Genomic DNA, 24,877 nt, shown 5'->3' on the forward strand with positions numbered 1-24,877 from the left:
CGGATCACCCGTTTCCCACGAGCCGCTTGAGCTCCTCAGGGGAGTGGCAGATCTCCAGTGCTGCCTGCATGGCGACCGTGCCCTCCCGGATCTTCTCGGCCAGGTGCTGGTCGAAGGCGAGCATGCCGTCGGCCCCGCCGGCCTGCATGAAGGACGGGATCTGGTGCGTCTTGCCCTCCCGGATCAGGCTGCGGATGGCCGGGGTCGCGGTGAGGATCTCGCAGATCACGGCCCGGCCCTTTCCATCGGCGGTCGGAGCCAGCGCTTGAGTGATCACGCCCTGGAGACTGGCCGCCAACTGGGCGCGGATCTGCAACTGCTGGTGCGGCGGGAAGATGTCGATGACCCGGTCGATGGTCTGGGTGGCGCTCTGCGTGTGCAGGGTCGCCATCACCAGGTGACCGGTCTCCGCGGCGGTCAGCGCCGTGGAGGTGGTGGTCAGGTCACGCAGCTCGCCGACCAGGATGATGTCCGGGTCCTGCCGCAGCGCGTGCTTGAGTGCCGAGGCGAAGGTGTCGGTGTCGGTGCCGACCTCCCGCTGGTTCACCACCGACCGCTTGTGCGGGTGCAGGAACTCGATCGGGTCCTCGATGGTGATGATGTGGTCGGCCCGGCTGCGGTTGGCCAGGTCGAGCAGGGAGGCCAGGGTGGTGGTCTTGCCGGAACCGGTCGGGCCGGTCACCAGGACCAGACCACGCGGGAGGTGCGCGAAGCGGGCCACCGACTCCGGCATGCCCAGCTCGTCCAGCGGCTTGATCTTGTGCGGGATGGCCCGGAAGACCGCGCCGCACGAGGTCCGCTGCCGGTAGAGGTTGCCGCGGAACCGGGAGACGCCGACGATGCTGTGCGCGAAGTCCATCTCCTGCTCGGCGAGGAACGTCTCCCACTGGGCGGGGCTGACGGCCGCGCGGGCCAGCAGCTCGGTGTCGGCGGTGTTCAGCTTGCCGTAGCCGGGGAGCGGCCGTAGCGAGCCGTGCACGCGAATCATCGGCGGGGAGCCGACGGTCAGATGCAGATCGGACCCGCCCGACTCGACCAGGGTGATGAGCATCTGGTCGAGCACGTCCAGATCATCCGCGGACGTGGCGGTGGCCTCCGCCTGGTGTCCGTTGTACTGGAGCGTGTCCATCTGGCCCCTCCCGGTCCGTCCTCGGTGTCTCTGACGCCTGTTGAATCGGCACCACCGGGACCGGGTTTAGTAGCGGAACGGGAGCGCTAAACGGCCACCCGGGAGATCTCCCGGATCGATGTCAGGCCGCCCGCCGCCTTGGCCAGGCCGTCGGCGCGCAGTTCGTACATCCCCTGGGCGAGGGCGACCTCGCGGATCTCGCCGGCCGAGGCGCGCTTGATGGTCAGCGATTCGATCTCCGGGCTGACCTGCATCACCTCGTGGATCGCGACCCGGCCCTTGTACCCGGTGTTCGCGCAGTTCCGGCAGCCCACCGGCCGGTACAGCACCTCGGGGAAGGCCAGGTCCTGCAGCGGCCAGTTGGCGCCGATGATCTCCTCCTCGGTCGGCGTGTACGGCTCCTTGCACCAGTCGCAGATCCGCCGTGCCAGACGCTGGGCGAGCACGCAGTCCAGCGACGAGCCGACGAGGAACGGCTCGATGCCCATCTCGGTGAGACGGGTGACCGCGCCCGGCGCGTCGTTGGTGTGCAGTGTGGAGAGCAGGAGGTGACCGGTGAGGGCTGCCTCGACGGCGATCTGTGCGGTGTTGCCGTCCCGGATCTCACCGATCAGGACCACATCGGGGTCGGTACGCAGGATGGCGGGCAGCACCGCCGCGAAGGTCAGCCCGGCCTTCGCGTTGACCTGTACCTGGTTGATGCCGCGCAGCCGGTACTCGACCGGGTCCTCGACGGTGATCACGTTGACCTCGGGCCGGCTGATCTTGCCGAGGGTGGCGTACAGCGTGGTCGACTTGCCGGAGCCGGTCGGCCCGGTCACCAGGACCATGCCGTGCGGCTTGGTGAACGACGCGGAGAAGCGCTGGAGGTTGTGCTCGGTGAAGCCGAGTTTGGCCAGGTCGAGGTCGATGCCGCCGGTGTCCAGGACACGGAGCACGATCTTCTCGCCCCAGACCGTCGGCAGGGTGGCGGTGCGCAGGTCGACCGTACGGTCGCGGATCATCGCGGTGATGCGGCCGTTCTGCGGGATCCGTTTCTCGGTGATGTCGACCCCGGACATGATCTTGATGCGGGAGATCAGCGCGTTCATCACGCCCCGGGGCACCAGGTCCACCTCGTGCAGCACGCCGTCGATCCGGTAGCGGACCCGCATGTCGTCCTCGGTCGGCTCCAGGTGCAGGTCCGAGGCACGGTTCATGACGGCCTGCTCGATCAGGCTGTTCACGTACCGGACGATCGGCGCGTCGTCGGTGCTGGTCGCCTGCGCGGACATGCCGGCCTGGTCGTCCAGACCGGCCTCGGCCAGATCGGCCAGGTCGGCACCCTCACGCTGGAGCTTCTCGATGATCCGGCGGACCTCGCTGCGGGCCACCACCACCGGCCGGATCGTCATGCCGGTCGCGGCCCGCACGTCGTCCAGGGCCACCACGTCGGCCGGGTCGGTCACGCCGACGACCAGTTCGCCGTCGTTGATGGCCAGGCCAAGGACCCGGTGCCGGAGCACCACGGGCAGCGGGATCCGCTTCAGCGCCTGCGGATCCGGGGTGAAGCCGACCAGGTCCAGGGTGTTGATCCCGAACGCGGCGGCGGCCGCCTGGGTCAGCTGCTCCTCGGTGACGACCTGGTCGTTGATCAGGACGGCACGCACCGACCGGCCGCTGCGCTGTGCCTCCGCGGCGGCCCGGTCCACCGCGTCGGGGTCGACGCCGATCTGCTTGAGGGCGTCGAGCAGCGGGCGGAAGGTTTGATCCATGGGTTCCTCAGCGGGGGCGGAAAAGAGGGCTCAGAGATCCAGTCGGACACTTCTGGGCGGAACTGAGCGTGGGAACCCCCGGGGTGTCAGTGGCGGAAGGTGCGGCGGTACGCGGACGGGGCGACCCCGATCGTGGCGTGCATGTGCTGGCGCAGGGCGGTCGCACTGCCCAGCCCGGACCGGCGGGCCACCGCGTCGACCGCCAGGTCGGTCGACTCGAGCAGGATGCGGGCGTGCTCGACCCGCCGGCGGAGCAGCCACTGCCGCGGGCTCAGCCCGGTCTCGTCGCGGAACCGGCGGGTGAACGTCCGTACGCTCATCCGGGCGTGCCCGGCCATCTCCTCCAGGGTGACCGGATCGGCGAGCCGGTCCAGTACCCACGCCCGGGTGCCCTCGGTGCCGGCGCCGTTCGCGGCCGGGACCGGTCGCTCGATGTACTGCGCCTGGCCGCCGTCCCGCCACGGCGGCACCACGCAGCGCCGGGCCGTCCGGTTCGCCACCGAGGCGCCGTGGTCGGTACGGATGATGTGCAGGCAGAGGTCTACCCCGGCGCCCACCCCGGCCGAGGTCAGCACGTCCCCGTCGTCCACGAACAGCACGTCGAAGTCCCACTCGACCTGGGGGTAGAGCCCGCCGATCCGGTCCGCCCAGGCCCAGTGGGTGGCGGCCGGGCGCCCGTCCAGCAGGCCGGCGGCGGCCAGCACCGACGCGCCGGTGCAGATCGAGACGATCCGGGCGCCCCGGGCCGCGGCGGCGACGAGCGCGTCCCGCACGTCGGTGGCGAGTGTGCCGTCGGTCACCGGGCCGCCCCGGTGGATCCCCGGGACGATCACCGTGTCCGCGATCGCCAGCTGCTCCAGCCCGTGGTCGGGGACGACGGTGAAGCCGACCTCGGTGACGACGGGGGCGGGACCGCAGACGCGGACGTCGTACAGCCTCGTCATCGTGTCGTCGCGGGCGGAGAGGAACACCTGGGTGGGGGTGCCGAGGTCGAAGGGGACCAGACCGTCCAGGATCAGGACCGCGATCAGATGACGCATGGCTCGATTCTTGCGCATGATGGCCCTCTGGCCACTCGCCCGAACGCGTACGACGAAGAAGGATCAATGCCGTGAGACGTTTCCATCCCGCCTGGGCTGTCGCCGCGGTCACCTTCATCGCCCTGCTCGGGGCGGCCGGTTTCCGGTCCACCCCGTCCGTCATGCTCCAGCCGCTGCACGACGAGTTCGGCTGGTCGCTCGGCACGATCTCCGCCGCGGTGTCGGTGAACCTGCTGCTCTACGGCCTCACCGCGCCGTTCGCGGCGGCCCTGATGGCCCGGTTCGGCATCCGCCGGGTCGCGATGGGCGCGCTGCTGCTGGTCTCGGCCGGCTCCGGGCTGACCCTGTGGATGACCCAGAGCTGGCAGCTCGTCCTCTGCTGGGGTGTGCTCGTCGGCCTCGGCACCGGCTCGCTGGCGCTGGGATTCGTGGCCACCATCACCGGACGCTGGTTCGTCCGGCACCGCGGCCTCGTCACCGGGGTGCTGACCGCGGCCGGGGCGACCGGCAACCTGATCTTCCTGCCGGTGCTGTCCCGGGTCGTCGAGTCGGACGGGTGGCGGACGGCGGCTCTCACCGTGTCGATCGCCGCGCTTCTGGTCGTACCCCTGCTGTGGTGGCGGTTGCGGGACCACCCGGCCGACCTGAACGTGCCCGCTTTCGGCGCCACCGAGATCGAAGAACCGGTGAAGCCGGCCGGCGGAGCCGCCGCAAACGCTCTGCGCGCCCTCCGGGATGCCGCGAAGACCCGGCCGTTCTGGCTGCTCGCCGGTGGTTTCGCGATCTGCGGGGCGACCACCAACGGTCTGGTCGGCACCCACTTCATCCCGGCCGCCCACGACCACGGCATGCCCTCGACCACCGCGGCGACCCTGCTGGCACTGGTCGGCGTCTTCGACGTGGTGGGCACCATCGCGTCCGGCTGGCTCACCGACCGGGTCGACAGCCGGATCCTGCTCGGCGCCTACTACGCGCTGCGCGGGCTGGCGCTGCTGACGCTGCCGTCGCTGTTCGCCGCGACCGCGCACCCGAGCATGCTGATCTTCATCCTGTTCTACGGGCTGGACTGGGTGGCCACCGTGCCGCCGACCGTGACGCTCTGCCGCGAGTACTTCGGGGCCGCCGGACCGATCGTGTTCGGCTGGGTCTTCGCCTCGCACCAGTTCGGTGCGGCGGCCGCCGCCACGGCCGCCGGCCTGGTGCGTGACCGGATGGGCGAATACACGGTCGCCTGGTACGCGGCCGGCGGCCTGGCGATCCTCGGCGCGGTGCTGAGCCTGATGCTCTACGCCGGGAAACGTCTCCCGCTCCTGGAACAGTCCGTGCAGGGCGCTACATCTCGAGCTTGACCTCGGCGGACTGCTTGTCGAGCAGCTCGGTCACCCCGATCGCCGGCATCGGCCGGGCGAAGTGGTAACCCTGGGCCCGGCCCGCGCCCAGATCCTTGAGCCGTTCGGCCTGACCGGCGTCCTCGACACCCTCGGCCACCGGCGACAGGTTGAAGGTGCGGGCGATGTGCAGCACCGCCTCGGCCACCGACGCGCCGCCGGTCTCCGGCATCGCCTGGACGAACGAGCGGTCGATCTTGACCACGTCCACCGGCAGGGTGCTGAGGTGGCTGAGCGAGGAGAAACCGGTGCCGAAGTCGTCCAGGGCGATCCGGACACCGAGCTCCTTGAGCTGGCTCAGCACCCGGGCCGACTCGACCAGGTCGGTGAGCGCCACCGACTCGGTCAGCTCCAGCACCAGGTCGCGCGGCGGCAGGCCGGTACGCTCCAGCACCTCGCGGACCTCCTGGATCAGCTTGGGGTTGGTCAGCTGGGAGGCGGACAGGTTGACGTTCATCTCGAAGCCGGGGAACTGCACCTGCCAGGCCAGTGCCTGCCGGCAGGCCTCCTCCAGGACCCAGCCGCCGAGCCGGGGCACCTGTCCCAGCTGCTCGGCCAGGTCCAGGAAGAGCGCCGGCGGGACCAGGCCCTTCTCCGGGTGACGCCAGCGCACGAGAGCCTCCACGCCGACGGTGATGCCGCCGTTGTCCAGGTCCACGATCGGCTGGTAGTGCACCTCGAACTCGCCGGCCTCCAGGCCGCGCATCAGGTCGTGCTCGGCCAGGCGGCGCTGTTCCGCCTTCGCGAACAGCACCGGGTCGAACCGGCGGGCCACCCCGCCACCGTCCCGCTTGGCCCGGATCAGCGCCTGGTCGGCGCGGCGCAGCACCCCGTCCAGACCGTCGAGGCCGTCGGTGATCGCGACGCCGGCACTGGCCCGGATGCTGAGCGCCACCCCGGCCAGTTGGAGCGGGCGGTGCAACTCGGTGAGTACACGCTCGGCCACCGCGACCGCGGCCTGCTCGTCCTCCAGGCCGGGAAGCAGCACGACGAACTCGTCGCCGTCCAGCCGGGCGACCGTGTCATTGGCACGTACGTTCACCGCGAGACGGTCGGCCGCGGCACGCAGCAGATCGTCGCCGGCGGCGTGTCCGAGCACGTCGTTGACCTCCCGCAGGCCGTCCAGGTCGACGACGATCACGGCGGTCTTGGTACGCGCCGGCTCGGCGAGCACCTCCTCGGCGTACTCGACGAACATCCGCCGGTTGCCGAGCCCGGTCAGCGGGTCCCGGAAGGCCTGCTGCGCGAGCAGTGCCTGCTGCCGGTTCCGGTCCGGGTCGATCCGGTTGCCGAGGAACTGCCGCAGCACCCCGGCGCCCGCCACCAGCAGGACCAGCCAGGTCGCCGCCGGTGGCAGATCACCGGCGACGTGCCGGATCCCGGCGACGGCCAGAGCGGCCGTCACGGTGATGTACCGCAGGATCCCGCGCCGGCTGTCCAGCAGCAGGACGGCGAGCCCCAGGCAGAGCGCCGCCAGTAGCGGCATGATGCGGCCCGCCGGCCCACCGGGCTGCGCGGGATCGGCCACCGGCCAGGCGAGCAGTACCAGCGACGCGAGCACCACGGCATCGTCGACGACGACCCGAACCCGGTCCCACAGAGCGTTGCGACCCACGATCCACCTCCGGCGAGACACATCGGTCCACGCCGGGCCCGCTTGAGTCATCGCACTGCGGTTACTTCAAGATCTATTGGGGTACGGCCTGCGCGTACCCTTCACAATCGGTGACGGACGGTCGGTCCGGTCGATGCGTTGCCAGGGCGTTACGCCGGTCGTCGGGTTGGGTGACCAGGGTCGCGGGGTTTGCACGGGCGTGATCTCATGGGACTTCATCACGGTAAGTCGGTAACGGAGGGCTATAACGTGCTGGAGGGCTATAACGTGCTGGATGGAGAACGGGGCGCCGACGACGGTGTCCTACGCGCCGCCGAGGGCGTGACATCGGACGGAAGCCCGGTCGACGTCGAGGAGCCGGTGATGCCGGCTCCGGACTTCCCGACCTTCACCCGCACGGCGGGACTGCCACAGCAATCGCCGGGCAACGGTTTCGAGAGCGGGCGCGACAGTCGTGCACGGTGAACCCAGCCCCTCACTGCCCCGGCGCGGCCCGGCCCCGCCGGTCGACCGGATGGACAACGCCGAGCTGGCCCGGCTGATCGAGTCCGAGCACCCCTACCGGGGGAAGGCGCTGTTCGAGCTGTGCGACCGGGTCGCACTCGACGACGACGCGGCCACCAAGGTCGGGATGCTGTCCCGGCTCACCTCGCTGCGGCGGGCACGGCTCTTCGACCGGGTGTCCCTGGCCTGGTCGGCGATCATTGCGCTGCTGGCGGCGGAGACCACCCACGCCCGCGAGGAGGCGTACGCCGCGTTCGGTGCGCTCGGCCCGGAGGAGCAGCGGGACATGCTGGACTACCTGGAGGTGGCGAAGATCGAGGAGGCCCACCCGCGGATCACGTGAGCGGGCCCCCGTTGCGGTCAGGCCTGGATCGAGACGTCTCGGCGGAATGCGACGCGGTCGCGTACGGCCGAGGCGTCCGGTTTCGGGTCGGGGTAGAACCAGGCGGCATCCGGCGCGGTGTGCCCGTCCGCCCGGAGCGAGTAGTAGGACGCCTTGCCCTTCCAAGGGCAGACGGTGTGCGTGTCCGAGGGGACGAGCACGTCCGCACGGACGCTGTCGAGGGGGAAGTAGTGATTGCCCTCGAGCACCACCGTGTCCTCGCTGTCGGCGATCACTTCGTCGTTCCAGATGGCCTTCGGCATGCCCCGAACGTAGCGCGCGGCTGGGTTTGTGTCTGATATGTGCGATTTATTCACCTCCCGTGGGTGAATTGCCGCGACCTGGTGGAAGATCTAGAGTCAATGTCCTTATGGAGTCTCCGATGGACCAGGGCACCAGGCTGGACCAGAGCACCAGGCTGGACCAGTTGCGCGGCTCCGGTCGGGCCAAACGCCACAACGCCCGCACCATCGCCGCGCTGACCGGCAATCCCGGCTGCAACCGCCGGGCCGTCCTCGACGCGGCCGGCATCGACAAGCAGAGACTCGCCGAGCGCGTCGGGCACCCCGGCAGCTTCGGCCAGTCCCGGTTCGCGCTGTCCCGCGGCAACGCCTTCGAGGCCATGCTCAAGGCCGACGACTGCGCCCTGCTGCGCGAGGTCCTCGCCGCCGACGCCGGCCTCGGCTACCAGGACCTCGGCGCCGACACGCTGAGCGACCGGCACGAGCAGACCGTCAAGGTGCTCGCCGACGCCCGCTCCGCGCTCATCGACCACCCGCTGCTCACCCTCGACGTCGCCGGTCAGACCGTCTACCTCGAACCGGACCTGATCGCGTACGCCCATCACGGCCGCCTCCAGGTGGTCGAGATCAAGTCGTTCGCGATCGTCGACGGGCAGGCCGACAGCGCCAAGGTCTCGGCCGCCGCGGTCCAGGCCGCCGTCTACGTCCTCGCCCTGCGCGACCTGATGGAACGCCTCGGCCAGGACCCGTCCACGGTCAGCCACGAGGTGGTCCTGGTCTGCCCGGCCGACTTCAGCTTCCACCCCACCGCGGTCGTCCTCGACGTCCGTAAACAGCTCTCCACCCTGCGGCGCCAGCTGTCCCGGCTCGCCGCGGTCACCGGCCTGATCGACGCCCTCCCGGCCGGCCTCACCTTCGACCTCGCGCTCGAACCCGAGGAACTCGTCGCCGCGCTCGCCCACGTCGAGGCCCGGTATGCGCCGGAGTGCCTCTCCGCCTGCGAACTCTCCGTCTACTGTCGGAACGAGGCGGCCGGCAGCACCGCGGCGCTCGGCCGGACCGTCCGGGAGGCGCTCGGCGGCATCGACTCCGTCGGCGAGGTGCTCGACCTCGCCGAGGGGCGCCGCGAGCCCACCGAGGACCAGGCCGAGGCGGCCGCGATGCTCCAGGCCGCGCTCCGCCTGCGGTCCGAGGCCCTGTCCCTCGTTCCCGAGGCCCGTTCTTGAGTACGCTCACCGCGCTCGCCCGGGCGCAGGCGGTCGCCACCGGCCGCGCCCAGCCCATCGCCACCGTGCGCCACCTGCACGTGCACGACCACCCGCTGGTGCTGATCCCGCTGGTCATGGCCGGTGAGGCCAACGCACCACTGGCCGCGATGGCCGGCACCGACCCGGCCCGGCCGCGGCTGCTCGTCGTCGGTCAGCCCCGCAACCGTGACGAACGGTTCGCCTTCGCCGCCGACCTCGCCGCGATCCTCGTGCCCTACGCCGACTCGTTCACCATCGACACCGAGGACGTCGCCGTCGACCGGGGGAAGGACGTCCGCAAGCGGTACGTCGACGCGCCCCAGATCTGGATGCCCAACCCGGCCGGCATCGACTTCGTGCGCCTTTTCGGCCGGTCCACCCGGTTCCGGCGGACCGACGGTGACAACCCGGTCCCGGCCGCCGTGCCGCTGCTCGGGCGCTGGCTCACCTTCTTCGCCAACACCGCCGAGGTGCCCGGCTCGTCGTTGCTGGTCAACGCCGTGCAGGCGCTCGGGCTGCACTGGGTGACCGGGCAGAGCGGCACCGAGGACGCCCAGTTCGGTGCACAGCTCGCCTGGATCGAGTCCGGCGCCGCCGCCGCCCGTGCGGCCGAGAAAGGGCCGGTCGCCGGGCCCGCCACCGACCCCGACTTCGACAACCGGGTGCTCGCCCCGCTGATCGAACGCTCCGCGCCGGAACTGCCGCAGGTGCTGCACGATCTGCTGCTGCCCACGTGGGAACGGATGTGGCGGACCGTCGGCCTGCTGCGGCGCCTGCCCGCCGGCGAGCGGGTGCGGCTGCGCTGGGACGCCGACCGCGACGTCTTCACCGCCTTCGCGCAGAACCTCGCCGAGGGCGGCCCGCCGCAGCCCCGCCGCGACGGTGCGGTCGCCGCGGCCGCCCGCCTCCAACGGCTGGAGAACGCCGCCTCCCGGTATGCCGTCCAGCGCGCGTTCGACGACCCGCTGGTCCTGGCCGAGTACCGGCTCAGCGGTGCCGCCTTCGCCGGGACCGTCACCCTCGCCAACCCGGACCGGGTCGACGACACCGGCAGACGGCCGGTACTCCGGCCCCGGATCATGGTCCACACCACCGAGCCGGTCCGGGTCGAGCCCGGCGCCTCGCTGACCTCCCCGGCCCGTCCGTCCCAGAAGGCACGTGTCATCTCGATCAGCCCGGCCGGCGACGGTCAGGACGTCCTGCTCGAACTGTCCGGCGGGATGGGACGGCGCCTGGTCGCCGAGCCCGGCAGCGTCCCGGCGGTGGGGGAGCGCCTGATCCTCACCACACTCAGCGAGGCATACCGGCCGGGCGGCACCCTGCCCGACCCGGCCGAGACGCCCTGGACCCACGGCGGGCCGCCCGCGCCGTACGACCCGTCAGGTCAACCTGACCAGCAGCAGCGCGATGTCGTCGCTGCGGTGCGGGGCGACCTCGAGCAGCCGGGCGCAGAGCTCGTCACCGGGGCGGGCCGCATTCTCCCGTAACACCGCCGACAGCCGGGCGATCCCGTCGTCCAAGAGCTGCTCCCGGTCCTCCACCAGACCGTCGGTGTAGAGGACGAGCGTCGAGCCCGCCGGGACGAACCGTCGCGCCGTCGTGCGGGGCTCGTCCCTCGGCGGCAGGCCCAGCAGTGGCTCCGGCGGCACCCACCACACCTGGACCTGGCCGTCCGGCAGCAACAGCAGCGGCGGCGGATGCCCGGCGTTGGCGAACCCCACCTCATAACCCGACCAGCAGGTACGCACACGGGCCAGCACCGCCGTCGCCGACGCCGGCACCCGCAGCCCGTGCAGCGCCTGGTCGAGGGCGGTGAGCAGGGCACCCGGCTCCTCGTCACGGCCGTAGGCGTCACCCCGGACCAGATTGCGGAGCTGGCCCATGGTCGCGGCGGCCTCGATGTCGTGCCCGGTCACGTCCCCGACCGCGACCACGACACTGCCGTCCGGCTGGGCGAACGCGTCATACCAGTCGCCGCCGACCGCCGCGCCGTGCTGCGCCGGAAGATACCGGGCGTGCAGCTCCATCCCCGGGATGACCGGCAACTCGGTGAGCAGGCTCCGCTGGAGCACCTCGGCGACGTGCCGCTGCTCCCGGTAGAGCCGGCCGTTCTCCACCGCGAGACCGGCCCGGCGGCCCACCTCCGCCGCCGTCCACTCCTCGGCGGCCGAGAAGGCGGGCCGATCCGGACGATTCACCAGCAGGATCGCCCCGACCGCCCGCCGGCGCACCGGCGACACCACCGGAACGATCATCGACGCTCCGAACCCGGCCCGTGCGGTGATCTCGGACAGCTCCGCATCGCTGATCCGGCTCCGCATCTCGGTGTCACCGTCCACCGACCGGACCGGACGGCCCCGCGCCCGGACCGCGCGGATCATCGCCTGCAGATCGGCGTGCGAGCCGGCGGCCAGCTCGGCGAGCCGGGCCATGTCGGCCGCCCGGTCCGGGTCGCAGTGCGTGGCCGAGACCCGCGCCGGGCCCCGGCCCCCCGGATCGTCGGCGAGCGCCACCACGCACCAGTCGGCCAGGGCCGCCGTGACGATGTCGCCGAGCCGGCGCATCGCCTCCTCCACGTCCATCGTCGCCGCCAGCGACTCGGTCAACTCGGCCAGCAGCTCCAACTGGTGATGCGCCGACTCGGCCGCCCGGCGGGCCTCCTCGGCCGCGCTGCGGGCGATGCGCAGGCACACCTCCGACGAGCACACCTCGGCCAGCTCCCCGATCAGGGCGATCTCGCTCGGGGTCCAGACGCGGGGCTCCTGATCGATGGCGCAGAGCGCACCGACGATCAAGCCGTCCGGATCGACGATCGGCGCCCCCACATACGCGATCGCGCCGATCTCGCGGATCATCGGGTTGTCCCGCATCCGCGGGTCGGCGCGCACGTCCGCGACCACCTGCATCTCGCCGGCCACCACGACGTGCCTGCTGAACGAGTGGGTCAGCGGCATCTCCCGGGCCGAGGCCATCGGCTCCGGCATCCCCACCTGACCGGCCAGCACCTGGCGATCCTCGTCGACCAGGCAGACCACACCGATCGGTGCGTCGATCAGCTTGTGCACCAGCATCGCGACCCGATTGAAGGCGTCGTCCGGCACCGGACCCGCGGTGATCCGGCGCACCGAACGCAGGCGCGGCGGATCAGCGAGCACAGCTTCACCGATCAGGCCCCACTGAAGCACCATCGCCCCCCGCGGTCTCGACCGTCAGGCTACCGGCGTCACGTGTATGCGGGCCGTTTCCACGGCGACCCGATCATCCGTTTCGGCCCGCCCGAACGGACTACCCGCCCCCTGCGCTGAGGGACGCCCCTGTTCCGGGGTCACCAACACGGTGCTTTTCGTCACCCGTACCGGATCGGGGGCCCACTCACGCCGCGCTCGATGGCCGGTGACCGAACGGCTGGCGTCGGCCCGCGGTCAGCCCCGAGCGGATCGTGCCGCGGATCTCGGCCCGGCCCAGCCCGGCCCGCCGGGCCGCGGCCGTCAACGCCCACCGCACCTGCGCCTCGTCCAGCAGACCGGCCCCGACCAGGCGCCCGAGCGCGAAAGCCGCCCGGTTCAGGGTGTCGTTGCGGGTCCCGGTGACGGCCTCGGCCACCCGGGCGGTCTCGGCGTCGAGAGCCGCCTCCGCATAACGATCCGGGTGGGCCGGCAGCCGCCTGCGGACCGGCTCCGGCGCGGGGCCGGCGATCAGTGCCAACAGCGGTGACGGGCCGGCCGGCAGGGTCACCGCGGGCCGCTGGATCCAGCGATAGACGGCCCCGCTCGCGTGTCGCGACGGTGGTGCCAGGACGTAGCCGGCGGAGCCACGCCAGTCCAGCCCCGGCAACAGGCGCACCCGGTTGCCGAAACCGGTCGGGCGGAACCAGAGATGACGGCCACCCGAACCGGTACGCACCTGCGGGCCGGGCGGCACGTCGCCACCGAGCAGGTGGCGCAGCCCGTGCCAGCCCTCCGCCGAGTCGACGTCGGCCACATCCATCACCACACCGGTGCGCAGGCCCACGTTGGCGCGCGGCCAGAACGTCCACCACAGCCGGATCTGGCGGGGATCGGTCGACGCCTCGGACACGCCGTGCCGCAGGCGGGGGTGCTTGCCGGAACGCTCGCATCGGGCTCCTCTGTCGCAGGAACAGGCGCCGGTCAGGTCAGGCGTGTGCACCGGCAGGACGGGGACGCCGTGCCGGGCGTACGCCAGGGCAGCCGTGAGCGACATTAGAACAAGCGTACGACAATCGGTCGCCCTCCGGCAGGGTGCGGAGGACGTGGTGCTCCCGCGATCCAGCGGCCAGCTCGCCGCCCACGCGGTCAACGGGAGAACCGTCACGAACGGTACAGATGGGCGAGCATCGACTGATTGGCCTCCCAGCCGTCCGGGAACTTCACCGGGACATTGAGATGCACCGGCTCGGTCGACGGGTGCGCGTCCAGCAGCTCGGCGATGCCCGCCCGGGCCACCACCACACACGCGTGCCGGTGCCGGGAGGTCAGCACGCACAGGCGGCCCGACTCCAGGTGGAAGGCGGTCGCGTCACGCCGGCCGGAGAGCGGGTGCAGAATCACGGTCAAGTCGTACTCCCGGCCCTGCAGCCGGTTCGCGGTGTCCACGGTGACCTCGGCCGCCTCCGCCGGTAGCAGCGAGCGGATGACCGCGACCTGGTCACGGTGGGCCGCGCCGACGGCGATCCGGTCCGGCGTCAACCGGCCCGTCCCGGACTCCGACATCGCGACGCCGTCCCTGGTCAAGGCTCGTGCGGCGAGCGTCGCACAGGCGGCGGCGGCTTCCGCGTCGGTACGCACGGTGAACCGCTCCGCCAACTCGTGCAGCCCCCACCCGGTGGCCGCCGCGGAATCCAGCACGGCGTCGAACGCGTCGCGCCCCGGCCGCTCGAAGGCCAGCGTCCGATCACCCGGCCCGGTCCCCGAACGGAACCCGGTGAACGGGTAGAACGCCTGCGCCACCACCGGCGCCGCCGACGCGGGCAGCCGCCACGACACCGGAAGACGATGCACCGGCAGGTCCGGATTGTGCCGCAGCAGCACCGCCACCGCGCTCTGCATCGGATCCCAGGACAGGCCGATCCACCGCTCCACCTCCACCGTGGAGAACGGGTCCAGCTGGCCGGGATCACCGACGAACAGTGCGCGGGCGAAACGCGGCGCGACACGCAGAAGAGCATCGGAACGCATCTGGTACGCCTCGTCGACGATCGCCCACGGCCAGGTGCCCTCGGTCACCGTGGCCCACTTGGCAGCCGTGCCGATGGTGACCGGTGGTGACCCCAGATCGGTGACCTTGGCCGCCACCCGGCACGCCGGATGGGCCCGGACCCGTGGCGTCGGCTCGTAGTCGACAGCCGACAACCGGCCCACCCGCAGCTCCGGCGAACGCACACCGAGCCGCTCGATGAGGTCGTCCACCTGCTCGTTCGTCTGCGCCACGATCATCAGCGGCGCACCGGTGGCGGCCAGCTCCCCGGCTGCCCGCACCACCAGCGTCGACTTGCCGGCGCCGGGTGGGGAGTCGACCACCACCCCACGATGATCACCTTCGGTGAGATCGCGGAGGACCGCGGCGATGACGGTCGCGGCCTCCTCGGCCGGGCTGACGAGCGTGTTCGAACCCATGTCGGCACGTTAGCGCCCCCCTCCGACAGAACCGCGAGCCTCCCCGAAACGACCGGCGGGCACAGGCGCTGGGAAGTCTCCGCCGCGCCGCTACTCGGGACGCTCCTGACGGACCAGCAGGCGCCGTGCCAGATCGTCGTCACCGTCGGGTCCCGGTGCTGGGATGAACGGAGAGTAGTTATCCACAGGCCTTCCCCGCGGTACCGCCATTCTCGCTACCGTCTGCCACGAAGTCATGACGGTGAATGAGGAGGCGGCATGTTCGACGGGCGGATCTTCGATGTCGGCGGGTTCGGCGGCCTCGCGGGGCGGGTCCCGCGCGGCTTCACCGGACGGGATCTGGCTGAGGCCGGGCGGTTGATCGACGAATGGCGCGCCACGAGCGCGCGCCCCGGCCCGGAAGGCGGCGCCGGTGGAACGCGACATGCGCGTCCAGGTGCTCATGCCCCTCGGGCGTGGCAGGCGCGGCTCTCCGGGACGGTGCGAAGTCGCGGCGGCCCGGGCGCGGGGGTCCCTCCGGCGTCCGGCTCCGCTTCTCCGTCTCGTTCCGGTTTCTGATCACCAGCAGGGGAGAGGAGCGACGCCGTGTCCACTCAAGAGCACGTCTACTTCCATTCGGGGCACAGCGCGGCGGCGTTCGCCGCGGAGATCGGGCCAGCGGTCGGGATGGCGGTGATCCGGGGCGGGCGTGGGGAGACCTTCCTGTCGCGGCCGTTGCCGGACGGCGGCGCGGTCGGCGGTGAGTTGCGGGCCAACGAGCTGGCCGATCCGGTGGAGCCGTCGTTCCTCGACGTGTTCCCGCTGGTCCTCGACCTGGGCATCACCATCGGTGATCGGGGACGGCAACTGGCCGAGGCTCGTGCGCTGTTCGCCGAATTGGCCGGGGTGTCGCCGGTCCCGGTCGCACTGGTGCGTGGTTACGACTTCCTGCTCGGCACCGCGGACGGGAGTAAGAAGTTGGTGTGGTTTCCGGAGAACGTCACTCCGTATGCCGAGGATCGGGAGACGTGGCTGCCATTTCAGCCGGCGGTGCACCGATAATTGGCAGCGCGCCAAAAGCATGGCCGGAATTGATCCGCCGTGCTTTTGGCACCTGCCGCAAACTACCGGCGGTGCGGGTTTGATCTCGTCATCATCGTCGCGCGGGCATGAATGCCTCCAATCCGGCTAATCGCCCACAACCGAACCGTCGGATAAGTCGGACTGCGTCGGAAGGCTCGATCACGCCGTGGAGAGCGTTTGCCCGCCGACCTCGACATCTCCGGCGGCGATCTGACGGGTATCTGACACTTGACGGCTGTCCCTTGCGGGTCAGGGGCGTCGTGAGCGGGAGCCGGCGCCGTTCACGTGAAAACGGACGCGTGTACTGCAATTCATTTCAGCTCCCTCGCCGTCGGCAGGCGGACCGCCAGTTGATCAACCGACTCACCGATCTGCTGGTCGCGCGGTATTTGATCACGCTCGGTGAAGCATTGTTTGCGCGCACGTCACCGGTAGGAAATATCTCTCGACTTGAATAGCTGGTATGGCGAATAGCGAAACGGGCGTGCAACTTGCGCCTGTGGCACGCCGCGCAAGTTGCACGTTTTGCTTCTCGCCGACCCGCCGCTCCATCGTTGTGGCCAAGCGCTGATCGACATGTTCGAGTTCATTCACGTTTGTTGTTGTGATCTCGTTCTTCCCTCTTCCAGTCGATCAATGAAAGTGCAACTCTTCTAGCCAGCAGTGACGTCGGCATCACGGACGGTGGTGGTGGGGAATGCGTCCAGACGTTCTCGTCGGTCCTAGTGAATGGCTGATCGAGCAGTTCGGTGACAAGGTCGCGGATGAACTGTGGACCCGCGTACCGGAGGCACTGAGCACGGCGATCGACCGTGAGGTTCATGCTCATCCGGCCATGACCCAGACCATGGAACGGGTACTGGCGAATCCTCGGTGGCCTCTTCCCTACGAGGAACTCGTCCTCTTCCTGGGTACCCTGCCCGGCGCGGAGATCATCAGCGTGCCGCGCTCGGTCTACCAGTTGGTCCTGATCAACGGTCACGTCGTGGTGCCCTGGTGCTACGGCCAGTCCGCCCGGCTCTCGATGCGCGACGCGGAGGTGGGCCGATCGTTCGGTCGTCTCGCCCGCGAGTTGCTGCGCCGGTTCGGGCCGCCCTGGCGCCGTTCGCCGGTCGAGGCCCCGTTGCCGCTGGACGCGGTCGACGAGCGGGAGGTCGCCAAGATCTGCGCGGCGATCGCCCGGATCGCGCCGCAACCGGAGGTCGTCATCGCCGGCTTCGCGGGCGCGCCCAATCTGGGTCTGCTCCGCGCCTGCCTCGGCGAGATCAAGTCCACCGACAACGGCACCCTGAGCTGGAGCCACCTCGACGACCTGCCGCTCCCGCCGCCGGTGATCCCGCGCCCGCGTCGCATGCAGTTCCCCTGACCCTCCCGGCCCGGCGGGTCACCGCACCCACGGTGCCGGCCAGGCGTGTCACCGCTCTTACGGAGCCGGCCCAGCGGTCACCGCTCTCGCTGTTCCGGCCCGGCGGTCAGCGGCTCTCCGCGTCCCGGCGCGGCGGGTGCCGGCCGGGACCGGCCCGATCGCCGTCGTCACCACGGACCTATCCCAGCGAAAGGCGGGCCAGCCGCCGGCCCGCCCAACGCGAACCGGACCGGCCGGAAGGCCGGTCCGGTTCTCCGTGTGGCGCCGTGCGGATCAGGTGGGCGGGACCAGGTAGGCGGTGGAGAACGGTTCGCGGCGGGCACGCATGTCGGCGTAGGTGGCGACCAGCAGCGGGGTGGTGAAGATTCCGATGACCAGGCCGGCGACGCTGGTGAAGAGGGTGGAGACGATCACCCCGGCAGCGCCGCCGACAGCGACTTCCACGGCACCGCCGATCAGGCCGAACACCAGGAGGCTGCCCAGACTGAGGGCGAGCATGGTGGCGATGCGGGAGACCGACGTGCCGAGGTCGGCGTGGAAGAGGGTGAAGCTGCGGCCGATTCCGGCGCCCCGTTCCAGGGTGGCGACGACCGGCAGGGTGATCAGTGCGGCGGCGACGTAGACGATCGGCAGCAGGCAGGCCAGGGCCGCGCCGAGGTAGACGAAGGCGGCGAGCGCTCCCCAGCCGATGACGGCCGGCGCACGGCGGACTCCGGCCCGGAAGGCGACCGCGATGCTGACGGGCCGGCCGGTGGCGGCGAGGACGACGAGCTGGATGCTGACGGCGACGGCGACCGCCGAGATCAGGCTCGCGACGATGCTGAGCGCGCCGAACTGGAGGACGGCGGGAAGGTATCCGCTGAGGTCCGGCATCCGGCCCGGGGAGGCCTCGATCGCGGCGGTCATCGCGTCGGATTCGTCGGCGAGGCGCAGGCCGGCGGGCAGGGTGAGGGCGGTCGTCGGGATCGCGGTGATCGCGTGGACGGTCAATACCTGTTTCCACGTCTGCCGGGCGAGGGTGATGCCGCGCTGCCACCAGCCCTCGTAGTTCGGACTGACCAGTGGATCGGCCGGTGTCGGGTAGTACGCCGGCGGGAGTGCCGGCGGCTGCCCGGGCCAGTAGTGCCCGTTACCGTCCATCTCCGCCCAACCTTGATTCACGTGCTTCCCCAGGACCGTCGTTGCAAGATCAGCGGCGACACCTTAGCGGTTCCGGAACCCCACGCGCCGCCCCGGAACATGGGGCGCACACAGGCCCTACACTCCGGAGATGGCCGACCAGCGGGAATCGCCCACCACGATCCGTGATCGGGCTGTGGCGGTCGCGGATTACCTGCTCGCGGTGCGGGCCCAGATGGAGCGGCCGGCCCGGACCGTGCCGTCGGACGCGCACTGGCTGAACTCTCTTCCCCGGCACCCCGACTGCCGGGTCGGCCCGGCGACCGACGATGCCTCCTGGCTGCGGGTGGGCCGTCCGGAACTGCCCGGTCCGGCGCCGGTGCCGGTGGCCCTGCGGCGGCGGCTGCGCGGTGAGGTGACGGCCGGTGAGGAGCCGCAGCTCGACGAGGCGGGTGCCGACTTCGAGACCTGGCGCGACGAGGTGTGGCGGCCGTGGTCGCTGGCCACGGCGGCGGCCGAGCAGACCCGTGAGCTGCACCGGCGGCTCTTCGACCGGATGCATCAGCTGGACATGGCGGCGGCCACCACCGAGCTGGTCTGGGGTCACGGCATCCTGGAGACGGTGATCGACGGCACGCGGATCCGCTACCCGCTGGTGGCGACGCCGGTCCTGATCGAGTATGACGCGGACCGCGCCCTGATCACGGTGTCCCCGGCCGGCCCGTCCCGCCTTCAGACCGAGGCGCTCGCCGGCCTGGACGACCGGCATCTGGCGCAACTGTCCGCGCTGACCGGCCCGGGTGGCGCGGTCGAGGTGGAGCTGTGGAACGACCCGGACCGCCGGGAGCTGTTCGAGCGTGCGCTGACCCGGCTGGGTTTCGACCGCACGGTGGTGGCGGCCGAGGACGAGAAGCCGTCGGCGGAGGCGTTCGTCCGGGATGTGGCCGTGCTGTTCGCCCGCCCGCGGCAGCGGCAGTTGCGCGGGTTCCTGGAGAACATGCGGAACCGCTTGACCAGCGGCAGTACCGGCGGAGGTGCGGGAGGCGGGGTCGGCGCGCTGGCCGCGGTGGTGGCGCACGAGCCGAGCCGCCTGCTGATGCCGGACGACACCCCGGAGACGTGGGAGCGGGTGGGGGAGCGGCTGCTCATGCCGCTGCCGACGAACGAGGCGCAGGAGTCGATCGCCCGCCGTCTGGCGCATCACCGCAACGTGGCCGTGCAGGGGCCGCCGGGCACCGGCAAGACCCACACGATCCGCAACCTGATCTGTCACCTGATGGCGAACGGCAAGCGGGTCCTGGTGGTGGCTCAGAAGGAGGAGCCGCTGCGGGTGCTGCGGGACGGGCTGCCGGAGGAGGTGCAGCCGCTGTGTCTTGCGGTGCTCGGCCGGACCACCGATCAGCTGGTGCAGCTGCAACTGGCGGCGCGTGAACTCTCCGACCGGGCGGCGACGCTCGACAAGGAGGCTGAGGAGCGCCGGGTGGACCGGCTGACCCGCAACCTGGAGGAGGCGGAGCGGGAGCTGGCCGCGGCGATGGCGGGACTGCGGCTGATCGCCGAGAGCGAGGCTCAGACGTACCAGATCGGTGGGGTTGCTCTTCTTCCCACCGAGGTCGGCGGGTGGCTGCGGGAGCGGGCCGCGGCGCACGGTGGCATCCCGGATCCGATCTCGGGTCCGCCGCCGTTGACCATCGAGGAGTTCGCCACGCTGCTGAAACTCGCCTCCCGGCTGTCGCCGGAGGACCGGGCGGCCGCGAAGCGGCCCCTTCCGGAGATCTCCGACCTTCCGGACACCGCGGAGGCGACCGCGGCGCGGGAGCGGATGGCCCGGACCGAGGCGAGTCTGTCACGGCTGGCGGACGAGGGCGTCGACATCGCGGCGGTACGGGCGGAGGGCCGTGCCGGCATGACCGATCTGCTGACCGAGGTCCGCGAGGCCGTGGCGTGGCTGCGGCGGCGTGAGGGCACCTGGACCGACCGGCTGGGCCGGCTGCTCGACGACCCGCACTGGCGCACCCTGTGGAACGACCAGGTGGTCGCCACCGAGAACCTGTTCGCCGAGCTGGCCACGCTGACCCGGGACGTGTCCGGGCATCGGATCACCATGTCGGAGCAGTTCCTGGCCGAGCCGAAACTGCTGCTCGCCCGGCTGTCCGAGATACATCAGCGGTTCGAGGGCGGTCGTGGACTGAACCGGATCCTCCAGGCCGGGCTGTACCGGCTGGCCGACGAGGTGCGGGTGGACGGCGAGCCGTTGCGTACGGCCGCCGACGTCGACCTGGCGCGGAAGGCGGTGCGCCGTGCCCAGGCCCGCCAACGGCTGGGCGAGGCCTGGTTCGAATGGGTGCAGCGGCTGGCCGTCCCGGAGCCGGCCACCGGCTGGGGTGATCCGGAGATCTGGGCGGGTGGCCTGCTCGCCGACGCGAAACAGTCCCTCGACTTCGACCTGAACCGGTGGCCGCCGCTGGCCCGGCGGATCGCGGTGCTGATGCCGCAGCGCGAGCTGGCGGTCGACGCGTCCCGCCTGGCCGGGGTGGCGGAGGTCCTGGAGGCCCTGGCCGAGGTGTTCGCCATGGAGCGGACGGTCGCCGGGGACCGGGCGGTCGCGGAGCGGGTGGCGGCGTGGCCGCACCTGGTCGAGGCGTGGCGGACGCTGGACGGCTGGGACGAGGCGATCGCCGAGATGCGCCGGCTGGTGTTGTTGCAGCCCGACGTGATGCGGTTCGACGCCGCGTACCGCCGGCTGGCGGTGGCCGCGCCGGAGTGGGCCGCGCAGATCGGCGGCGGCGAGCACCCGGTCGTCTCCGGCCAGGCCTGCCTGGAGGCCTGGGAGTGGCGGCGGGCGCAGACCTGGTTCGACGGGGTGGTCGGGGACGTCGACCCGGCGGTGCTGGCCCGCCGGGTGGAGCGGGCCCGGGACCGGATCCGGCGACTGACCGGCGAGCTGGTGGTGGCGTCGGCCTGGCTGGAGGTGTCCCGGGCGCTCGATGACCGGCGCCGCGCCGCGCTGGCCGACTGGACCACGGCGCTGCGCAAGATCGGCAAGGGCACCGGCCGGAGTGCGGCGACCTGGCAGGCGCATGCGCAGCGGGCGATGGAGTCCGCGGTCACCGCCGTGCCGGTCTGGGTCATGTCGGTGGACCGGGCGATCGAGCAGTTCGCCGGCGGGGCCCGGTTCGACGTGGTGATCGTGGACGAGGCGTCGCAGGCCGACCTGTTCGCGCTGCCGGTGCTGTCGCTCGCCGAGCGGGCCGTGGTGGTCGGCGACGACCAGCAGATCGGCCCGCAGCTGGGGTTCGTCGGATCGGTCGAGGGCCTGATCAAACGGCATCTGACCGGGGTGCCGTCGGCCGAGCACTTCGACCCGGAGTCGTCCCTCTACGACCACGCGGTCCGCCGTTCGCCGGAGCGGATCCTGCTGACCGAACACTTCCGGTCGGTACCGCAGATCATCGAGTTCTCGTCGCGTAACTACTACGACGGCAAGATCCGGCCGTTGCGGGCGGACCGGCCCGCGCTGCCGCCGATCCAGACCGTGTTCTGCGCGGACGGGGTGCGGCAGACGATCGCCGGATACGGGGACGTGAACCTGGAGGAGGCGACCGCGCTGGTCGAGCGGGTCACCAAGATCGTCGCCGATCCGCGGTACGACGGGCGGACGCTCGGCGTGATCAGCCTGTTGAGCAGTAGTGGACAGGCCAACTACCTGCTGGAGCAGTTGCACGAGGCGATCGGTGAGGACGAGATCCAGGCGCGACGGCTGCGGGTCGGTGACGCGTACACGTTCCAGGGTGACGAGCGCGACGTGGTGCTGGTGTCGATGGTGGTGTCCGAGAAGGATCCGCGGATCGCGGCGTTCACCAAGCGCGACTACCACCGGCGGATCAACGTGGCGGCGTCCCGGGCACGCGACCAGGTGTGGATCTTCCACTCGGTGCGGCCGGGTGCGCTTCTCGCCGACGACGCCCGGGGACGGCTCCTGTCGTACGCCATCGATCTGCCCTCGGAGGCCTCGGCGGCCGATCCGTCCGCGCACTGCGAGAGCGACTTCGAGCGTGAGGTTCTGAAGTTGCTGGTCAGCCGTGGTTTCCGGCCGATTCCGCAGTTCCGGATCGGCGGCTACCGGATCGATTTCGTGCTGAACGCGCCGGACGGGCGGCGGCTCGCGATCGAGTGCGACGGTGACACCTATCAGGGGCCGGAGCAGTGGGAGAGCGACATGCGCCGGCAGTCGGTGCTGGAGCGCGTGGGTAACTGTGTGTTCGTGCGGATCCGGGGCAGTGTCTTCGCCCGGGAGCCGGAGGTGGCGATGCGCCCGGTCTGGCAGCGCATCAGTGAGTTGGAGATCACTCCGGTGTAGCACTCACGCGGAGTGCATTGATGACTCCGTTGGGTGCATGTGGACGGTGGGAACCGGGTAGGGAAATGCGGAAGGTTCCACAGCAAATACTCGTAGTGACTGTCTGTCATGGAGTAAGCGAGGGTATTTCGACGTAAATGTAAGGGAACGAGGTCATCCATTCGGTTGTTTCGTTACTCTGGATGGGCGATAATTCCCTGCTCCTGGCCTTGCGTGCAGAGTCGTCAGAAGTTTGACGCTTGCGTCCACTGTTACTACGACCCGGTGACAGGTCGTAATAGGTAAGGGGTCCTGGGTGGCAGGGGAAGCGGCCGTGCGCAAGGGGGGAGGTGGCGGTATATGACGGTGCCCGAAGAACGGGAGCGCTGGACCGTCACGCCGTCGCACACCCTCCCGGAGCCACGCCAGCCGGCCGACGAGCGGGCGGTGGCCTGGTTCACGTACACCGCCGCCGGTGATCAGATCGTGTGGTCGCCGGCCTTCGCCGCGATGATCGGCCGGGCACCCACCGAGAAGGGCAAGACCCGGCAGATCCTGGCCCGCCACGTGCACCGCGACGACCACGCCAAGGCTCTCGGCGCCATCACCGAGGCCTGGACCAGCCAGACCACCGTGCACACCACAGTCCGGCTGATGCGCGCCGACGGCGGCTGGTTCGACATCGACTGCACCCTGGAGCCGATGGCCGGCCCGGACGGCGCGGTCCGCGGTATCCGCGGCATGGTCCGCGACGTCTCGGTCCGCGAGCGGGCCCGCCGCGAGTCGGCTCGCCTCACCCGGCGCGGCGAGACCGTGCAGGCCTCCCTGGTCGAGCCGGACCCGGCGACCGGCCTGCTGATCCGCGCCCGGTTCGCGGACGAGATCGACCGCGCGCTGCGCGGTGCCGGCGGTGCCCTTCTGGTGGTCCGGGTCCAGGCCGGTGACACCGCCGAGGGGGTACGCCCGGACCACAACGTCGAGCTGCTGCACCGCGCTGCCCGGCTGGTGGAGGAGAAGGCCCGCCCGGAGCACCTGATCGGCCGGGTCGGACCGAACGAGATCGGTGTCCTGTTCGCGCGGAGCACCTGGCGCTCCGCCCGCGAGCAGGCGCGCGACCTGATCGCCGCGCTCAGCGAGCAGTCCCACTGCTGGGGTGGCCTGGTCCGGTTCGAACGCGACGCCGAGGCGGGCAGCCACGGCCTGCTGATCGACGCCGAGCAGGCCTGGCGGCAGTCGCGGGAGGCGGACCGGTCGATCACCCTGGTCGCGCATCCGGTGCCGGTCCGTGATCGGCAGGGCTCCTACCGCAGCCGGGTCGCCGACGCGCTCGGCACCGACCGGTTCACCCTCTACTCGCAGCCGATCCTGGAGCTGCAGACGAACCGGGTGACCCGGCACGAGCTGCTGCTCCGGGTGCTCGACGAGGCCGACGGCCCGCAGTCGCCGATCCAGGTGCTGGACACCGCCGAGCGACTCGACGCGATCTTCGACATCGACCTGTGGGTGGTCGAGCGGGCCATGCGCCTCGCCGCCGAGCAGCCCGGCCTGTGCCTCCAGGTCAACCTCTCCGGCCGCTCGGTCGGCGATCCGCGGCTCACCAACGAGGTGGAGAAGCTGCTGGAGCGCTACCGGGTCGAACCGGCGCAGCTGACCTTCGAGATCACCGAGACGGCGCTGATCGGCAACCTCAGCGAGGCGCGACGGTTCGCCGACCGGGTCCGCGACCTCGGCTGCGGGCTGGCGCTCGACGACTTCGGCTCCGGGTACGCGTCGTTCCGCTACCTGCGGCTGTTCCCGATCGACCTCGTCAAGATCGACGGTGAGTACGTCGTGGACCTCGTCGACAATCCGCAGGACCAGGTGCTGGTACGCGCACTGGTGCAGGTCTGCCAGGCGTACGGGATCCACACCGTCGCCGAGTTCGTGCAGGACGAGGCGACCCTGCGGATGCTGCGCGAGCTGGGCGTCGACTACGTCCAGGGCTATCTGATCGGCCGGCCGTCGCCGGTCGAGCCGGGCGGGTTGCGCCAACCCTGACGTGGGTAACGTCGAAGGTC

19 protein-coding genes are annotated in these 24,877 nt (G+C 71.1%); 9 read left to right on the top strand and 10 right to left on the bottom strand.

The genetic code is table 11. The features are described from left to right. Positions 1 to 4 precede the first annotated feature (4 nt). From BC793_RS22635 to BC793_RS22645, 3 genes are all read right to left on the bottom strand, one after another. Positions 5 to 1,129: a type IV pilus twitching motility protein PilT gene (locus BC793_RS22635; protein ID WP_109595374.1), complete on the bottom strand. Its 1,125-nt coding sequence runs from the start codon at positions 1,127 to 1,129 to the stop codon at positions 5 to 7. Positions 1,130 to 1,215: 86 nt separating this feature from the next. After that, positions 1,216 to 2,883, bottom strand: coding sequence for a GspE/PulE family protein (locus BC793_RS22640; protein WP_109595380.1), 1,668 nt, complete (start codon positions 2,881 to 2,883; stop codon positions 1,216 to 1,218). A gap of 86 nt (positions 2,884 to 2,969) precedes the next feature. Then, positions 2,970 to 3,941 carry a GlxA family transcriptional regulator gene (locus tag BC793_RS22645; protein ID WP_109595382.1) on the bottom strand — a complete coding sequence of 324 codons (972 nt, stop codon included), beginning with the start codon at positions 3,939 to 3,941 and terminating at the stop codon, positions 2,970 to 2,972. A gap of 53 nt (positions 3,942 to 3,994) precedes the next feature. Between BC793_RS22645 and BC793_RS22650 the strand changes: the two genes are divergently transcribed. Continuing rightward, entirely contained in the window at positions 3,995 to 5,272 is a 1,278-nt protein-coding gene (locus tag BC793_RS22650; RefSeq protein WP_109595384.1) for an MFS transporter, read from the top strand. On the opposite strand, the gene BC793_RS22655 is transcribed toward BC793_RS22650, so the two are convergent. Next, the gene (locus BC793_RS22655; protein WP_109595386.1) at positions 5,256 to 6,926 is read right to left on the bottom strand and encodes a putative bifunctional diguanylate cyclase/phosphodiesterase; all 1,671 of its coding nucleotides are present in this window, start codon (positions 6,924 to 6,926) and stop codon (positions 5,256 to 5,258) included. The two genes, BC793_RS22650 and BC793_RS22655, sit on opposite strands and share 17 nt — an antisense overlap. Before the next feature lie 207 nt (positions 6,927 to 7,133). On the opposite strand from BC793_RS22655, the gene BC793_RS22660 reads away from it, so the two are divergent. Both BC793_RS22660 and BC793_RS22665 read left to right on the top strand, forming a co-directional pair. Beyond that, entirely contained in the window at positions 7,134 to 7,391 is a 258-nt protein-coding gene (locus BC793_RS22660) for a hypothetical protein (RefSeq protein ID WP_146246389.1), read from the top strand. Then, positions 7,381 to 7,773: a hypothetical protein gene (locus tag BC793_RS22665; RefSeq protein ID WP_239170280.1), complete on the top strand. Its 393-nt coding sequence runs from the start codon at positions 7,381 to 7,383 to the stop codon at positions 7,771 to 7,773. Before BC793_RS22660 ends, BC793_RS22665 begins: the two co-directional genes overlap by 11 nt. Positions 7,774 to 7,790: 17 nt before the next feature. Here BC793_RS22665 and BC793_RS22670 read toward each other — a convergent pair whose 3' ends face one another. Beyond that, entirely contained in the window at positions 7,791 to 8,075 is a 285-nt protein-coding gene (locus BC793_RS22670) for a DUF427 domain-containing protein (protein ID WP_109595391.1), read from the bottom strand. A 119-nt stretch (positions 8,076 to 8,194) separates the two neighbouring features. On the opposite strand from BC793_RS22670, the gene BC793_RS22675 reads away from it, so the two are divergent. Both BC793_RS22675 and BC793_RS22680 read left to right on the top strand, forming a co-directional pair. Next, positions 8,195 to 9,280 carry a hypothetical protein gene (locus BC793_RS22675; RefSeq protein ID WP_109595393.1) on the top strand — a complete coding sequence of 362 codons (1,086 nt, stop codon included), beginning with the start codon at positions 8,195 to 8,197 and terminating at the stop codon, positions 9,278 to 9,280. Further along, positions 9,277 to 10,788 carry a hypothetical protein gene (locus tag BC793_RS22680; RefSeq protein ID WP_239170279.1) on the top strand — a complete coding sequence of 504 codons (1,512 nt, stop codon included), beginning with the start codon at positions 9,277 to 9,279 and terminating at the stop codon, positions 10,786 to 10,788. Before BC793_RS22675 ends, BC793_RS22680 begins: the two co-directional genes overlap by 4 nt. On the opposite strand, the gene BC793_RS22685 is transcribed toward BC793_RS22680, so the two are convergent. The 4 genes from BC793_RS22685 to BC793_RS48925 all read right to left on the bottom strand — a co-directional run bounded on the left by BC793_RS22685 (position 10,681) and on the right by BC793_RS48925 (position 15,378). Further along, on the bottom strand, positions 10,681 to 12,456 hold the full coding sequence (locus BC793_RS22685; protein WP_239170278.1) for a GAF domain-containing SpoIIE family protein phosphatase: 1,776 nt from the start codon (positions 12,454 to 12,456) through the stop codon (positions 10,681 to 10,683). The genes BC793_RS22680 and BC793_RS22685 overlap by 108 nt on opposite strands. 217 nt (positions 12,457 to 12,673) lie before the next feature. After that, complete coding sequence (locus tag BC793_RS22690) at positions 12,674 to 13,522, bottom strand: bifunctional DNA primase/polymerase (protein WP_109595397.1); 849 nt, start codon at positions 13,520 to 13,522, stop codon at positions 12,674 to 12,676. A gap of 107 nt (positions 13,523 to 13,629) precedes the next feature. Then, positions 13,630 to 14,934, bottom strand: a complete 1,305-nt coding sequence (locus tag BC793_RS22695; protein ID WP_109595399.1) for an AAA family ATPase — start codon at positions 14,932 to 14,934, stop codon at positions 13,630 to 13,632. Between the two features lie 90 nt (positions 14,935 to 15,024). Continuing rightward, the gene (locus BC793_RS48925) at positions 15,025 to 15,378 is read right to left on the bottom strand and encodes a hypothetical protein (RefSeq protein ID WP_146246390.1); all 354 of its coding nucleotides are present in this window, start codon (positions 15,376 to 15,378) and stop codon (positions 15,025 to 15,027) included. A gap of 141 nt (positions 15,379 to 15,519) precedes the next feature. Between BC793_RS48925 and BC793_RS22700 the strand changes: the two genes are divergently transcribed. Together BC793_RS22700 and BC793_RS22705 are read left to right on the top strand one after the other, a co-directional pair. Continuing rightward, complete coding sequence (locus BC793_RS22700; protein ID WP_109595401.1) at positions 15,520 to 15,975, top strand: hypothetical protein; 456 nt, start codon at positions 15,520 to 15,522, stop codon at positions 15,973 to 15,975. Between the two features lie 718 nt (positions 15,976 to 16,693). Next, positions 16,694 to 17,362: a hypothetical protein gene (locus tag BC793_RS22705; protein ID WP_109595403.1), complete on the top strand. Its 669-nt coding sequence runs from the start codon at positions 16,694 to 16,696 to the stop codon at positions 17,360 to 17,362. A 273-nt stretch (positions 17,363 to 17,635) separates the two neighbouring features. Here BC793_RS22705 and BC793_RS22710 read toward each other — a convergent pair whose 3' ends face one another. Continuing rightward, positions 17,636 to 18,502 (bottom strand): hypothetical protein, encoded by an 867-nt coding sequence (locus BC793_RS22710; protein WP_109595405.1) that lies wholly within the window; start codon positions 18,500 to 18,502, stop codon positions 17,636 to 17,638. 130 nt (positions 18,503 to 18,632) lie between these two features. Here BC793_RS22710 and BC793_RS22715 point away from each other — a divergent pair, with 130 nt between their 5' ends. Continuing rightward, complete coding sequence (locus tag BC793_RS22715; RefSeq protein WP_109595407.1) at positions 18,633 to 22,841, top strand: AAA domain-containing protein; 4,209 nt, start codon at positions 18,633 to 18,635, stop codon at positions 22,839 to 22,841. Positions 22,842 to 23,180: 339 nt separating this feature from the next. After that, positions 23,181 to 24,857, top strand: a complete 1,677-nt coding sequence (locus BC793_RS22720) for an EAL domain-containing protein (protein ID WP_109595409.1) — start codon at positions 23,181 to 23,183, stop codon at positions 24,855 to 24,857. Positions 24,858 to 24,877 lie beyond the last annotated feature (20 nt).

The sequence above is a fragment of the Actinoplanes xinjiangensis genome (assembly GCF_003148685.1).
Classification (GTDB): Bacteria; Actinomycetota; Actinomycetes; order Mycobacteriales; family Micromonosporaceae; genus Actinoplanes; species Actinoplanes xinjiangensis.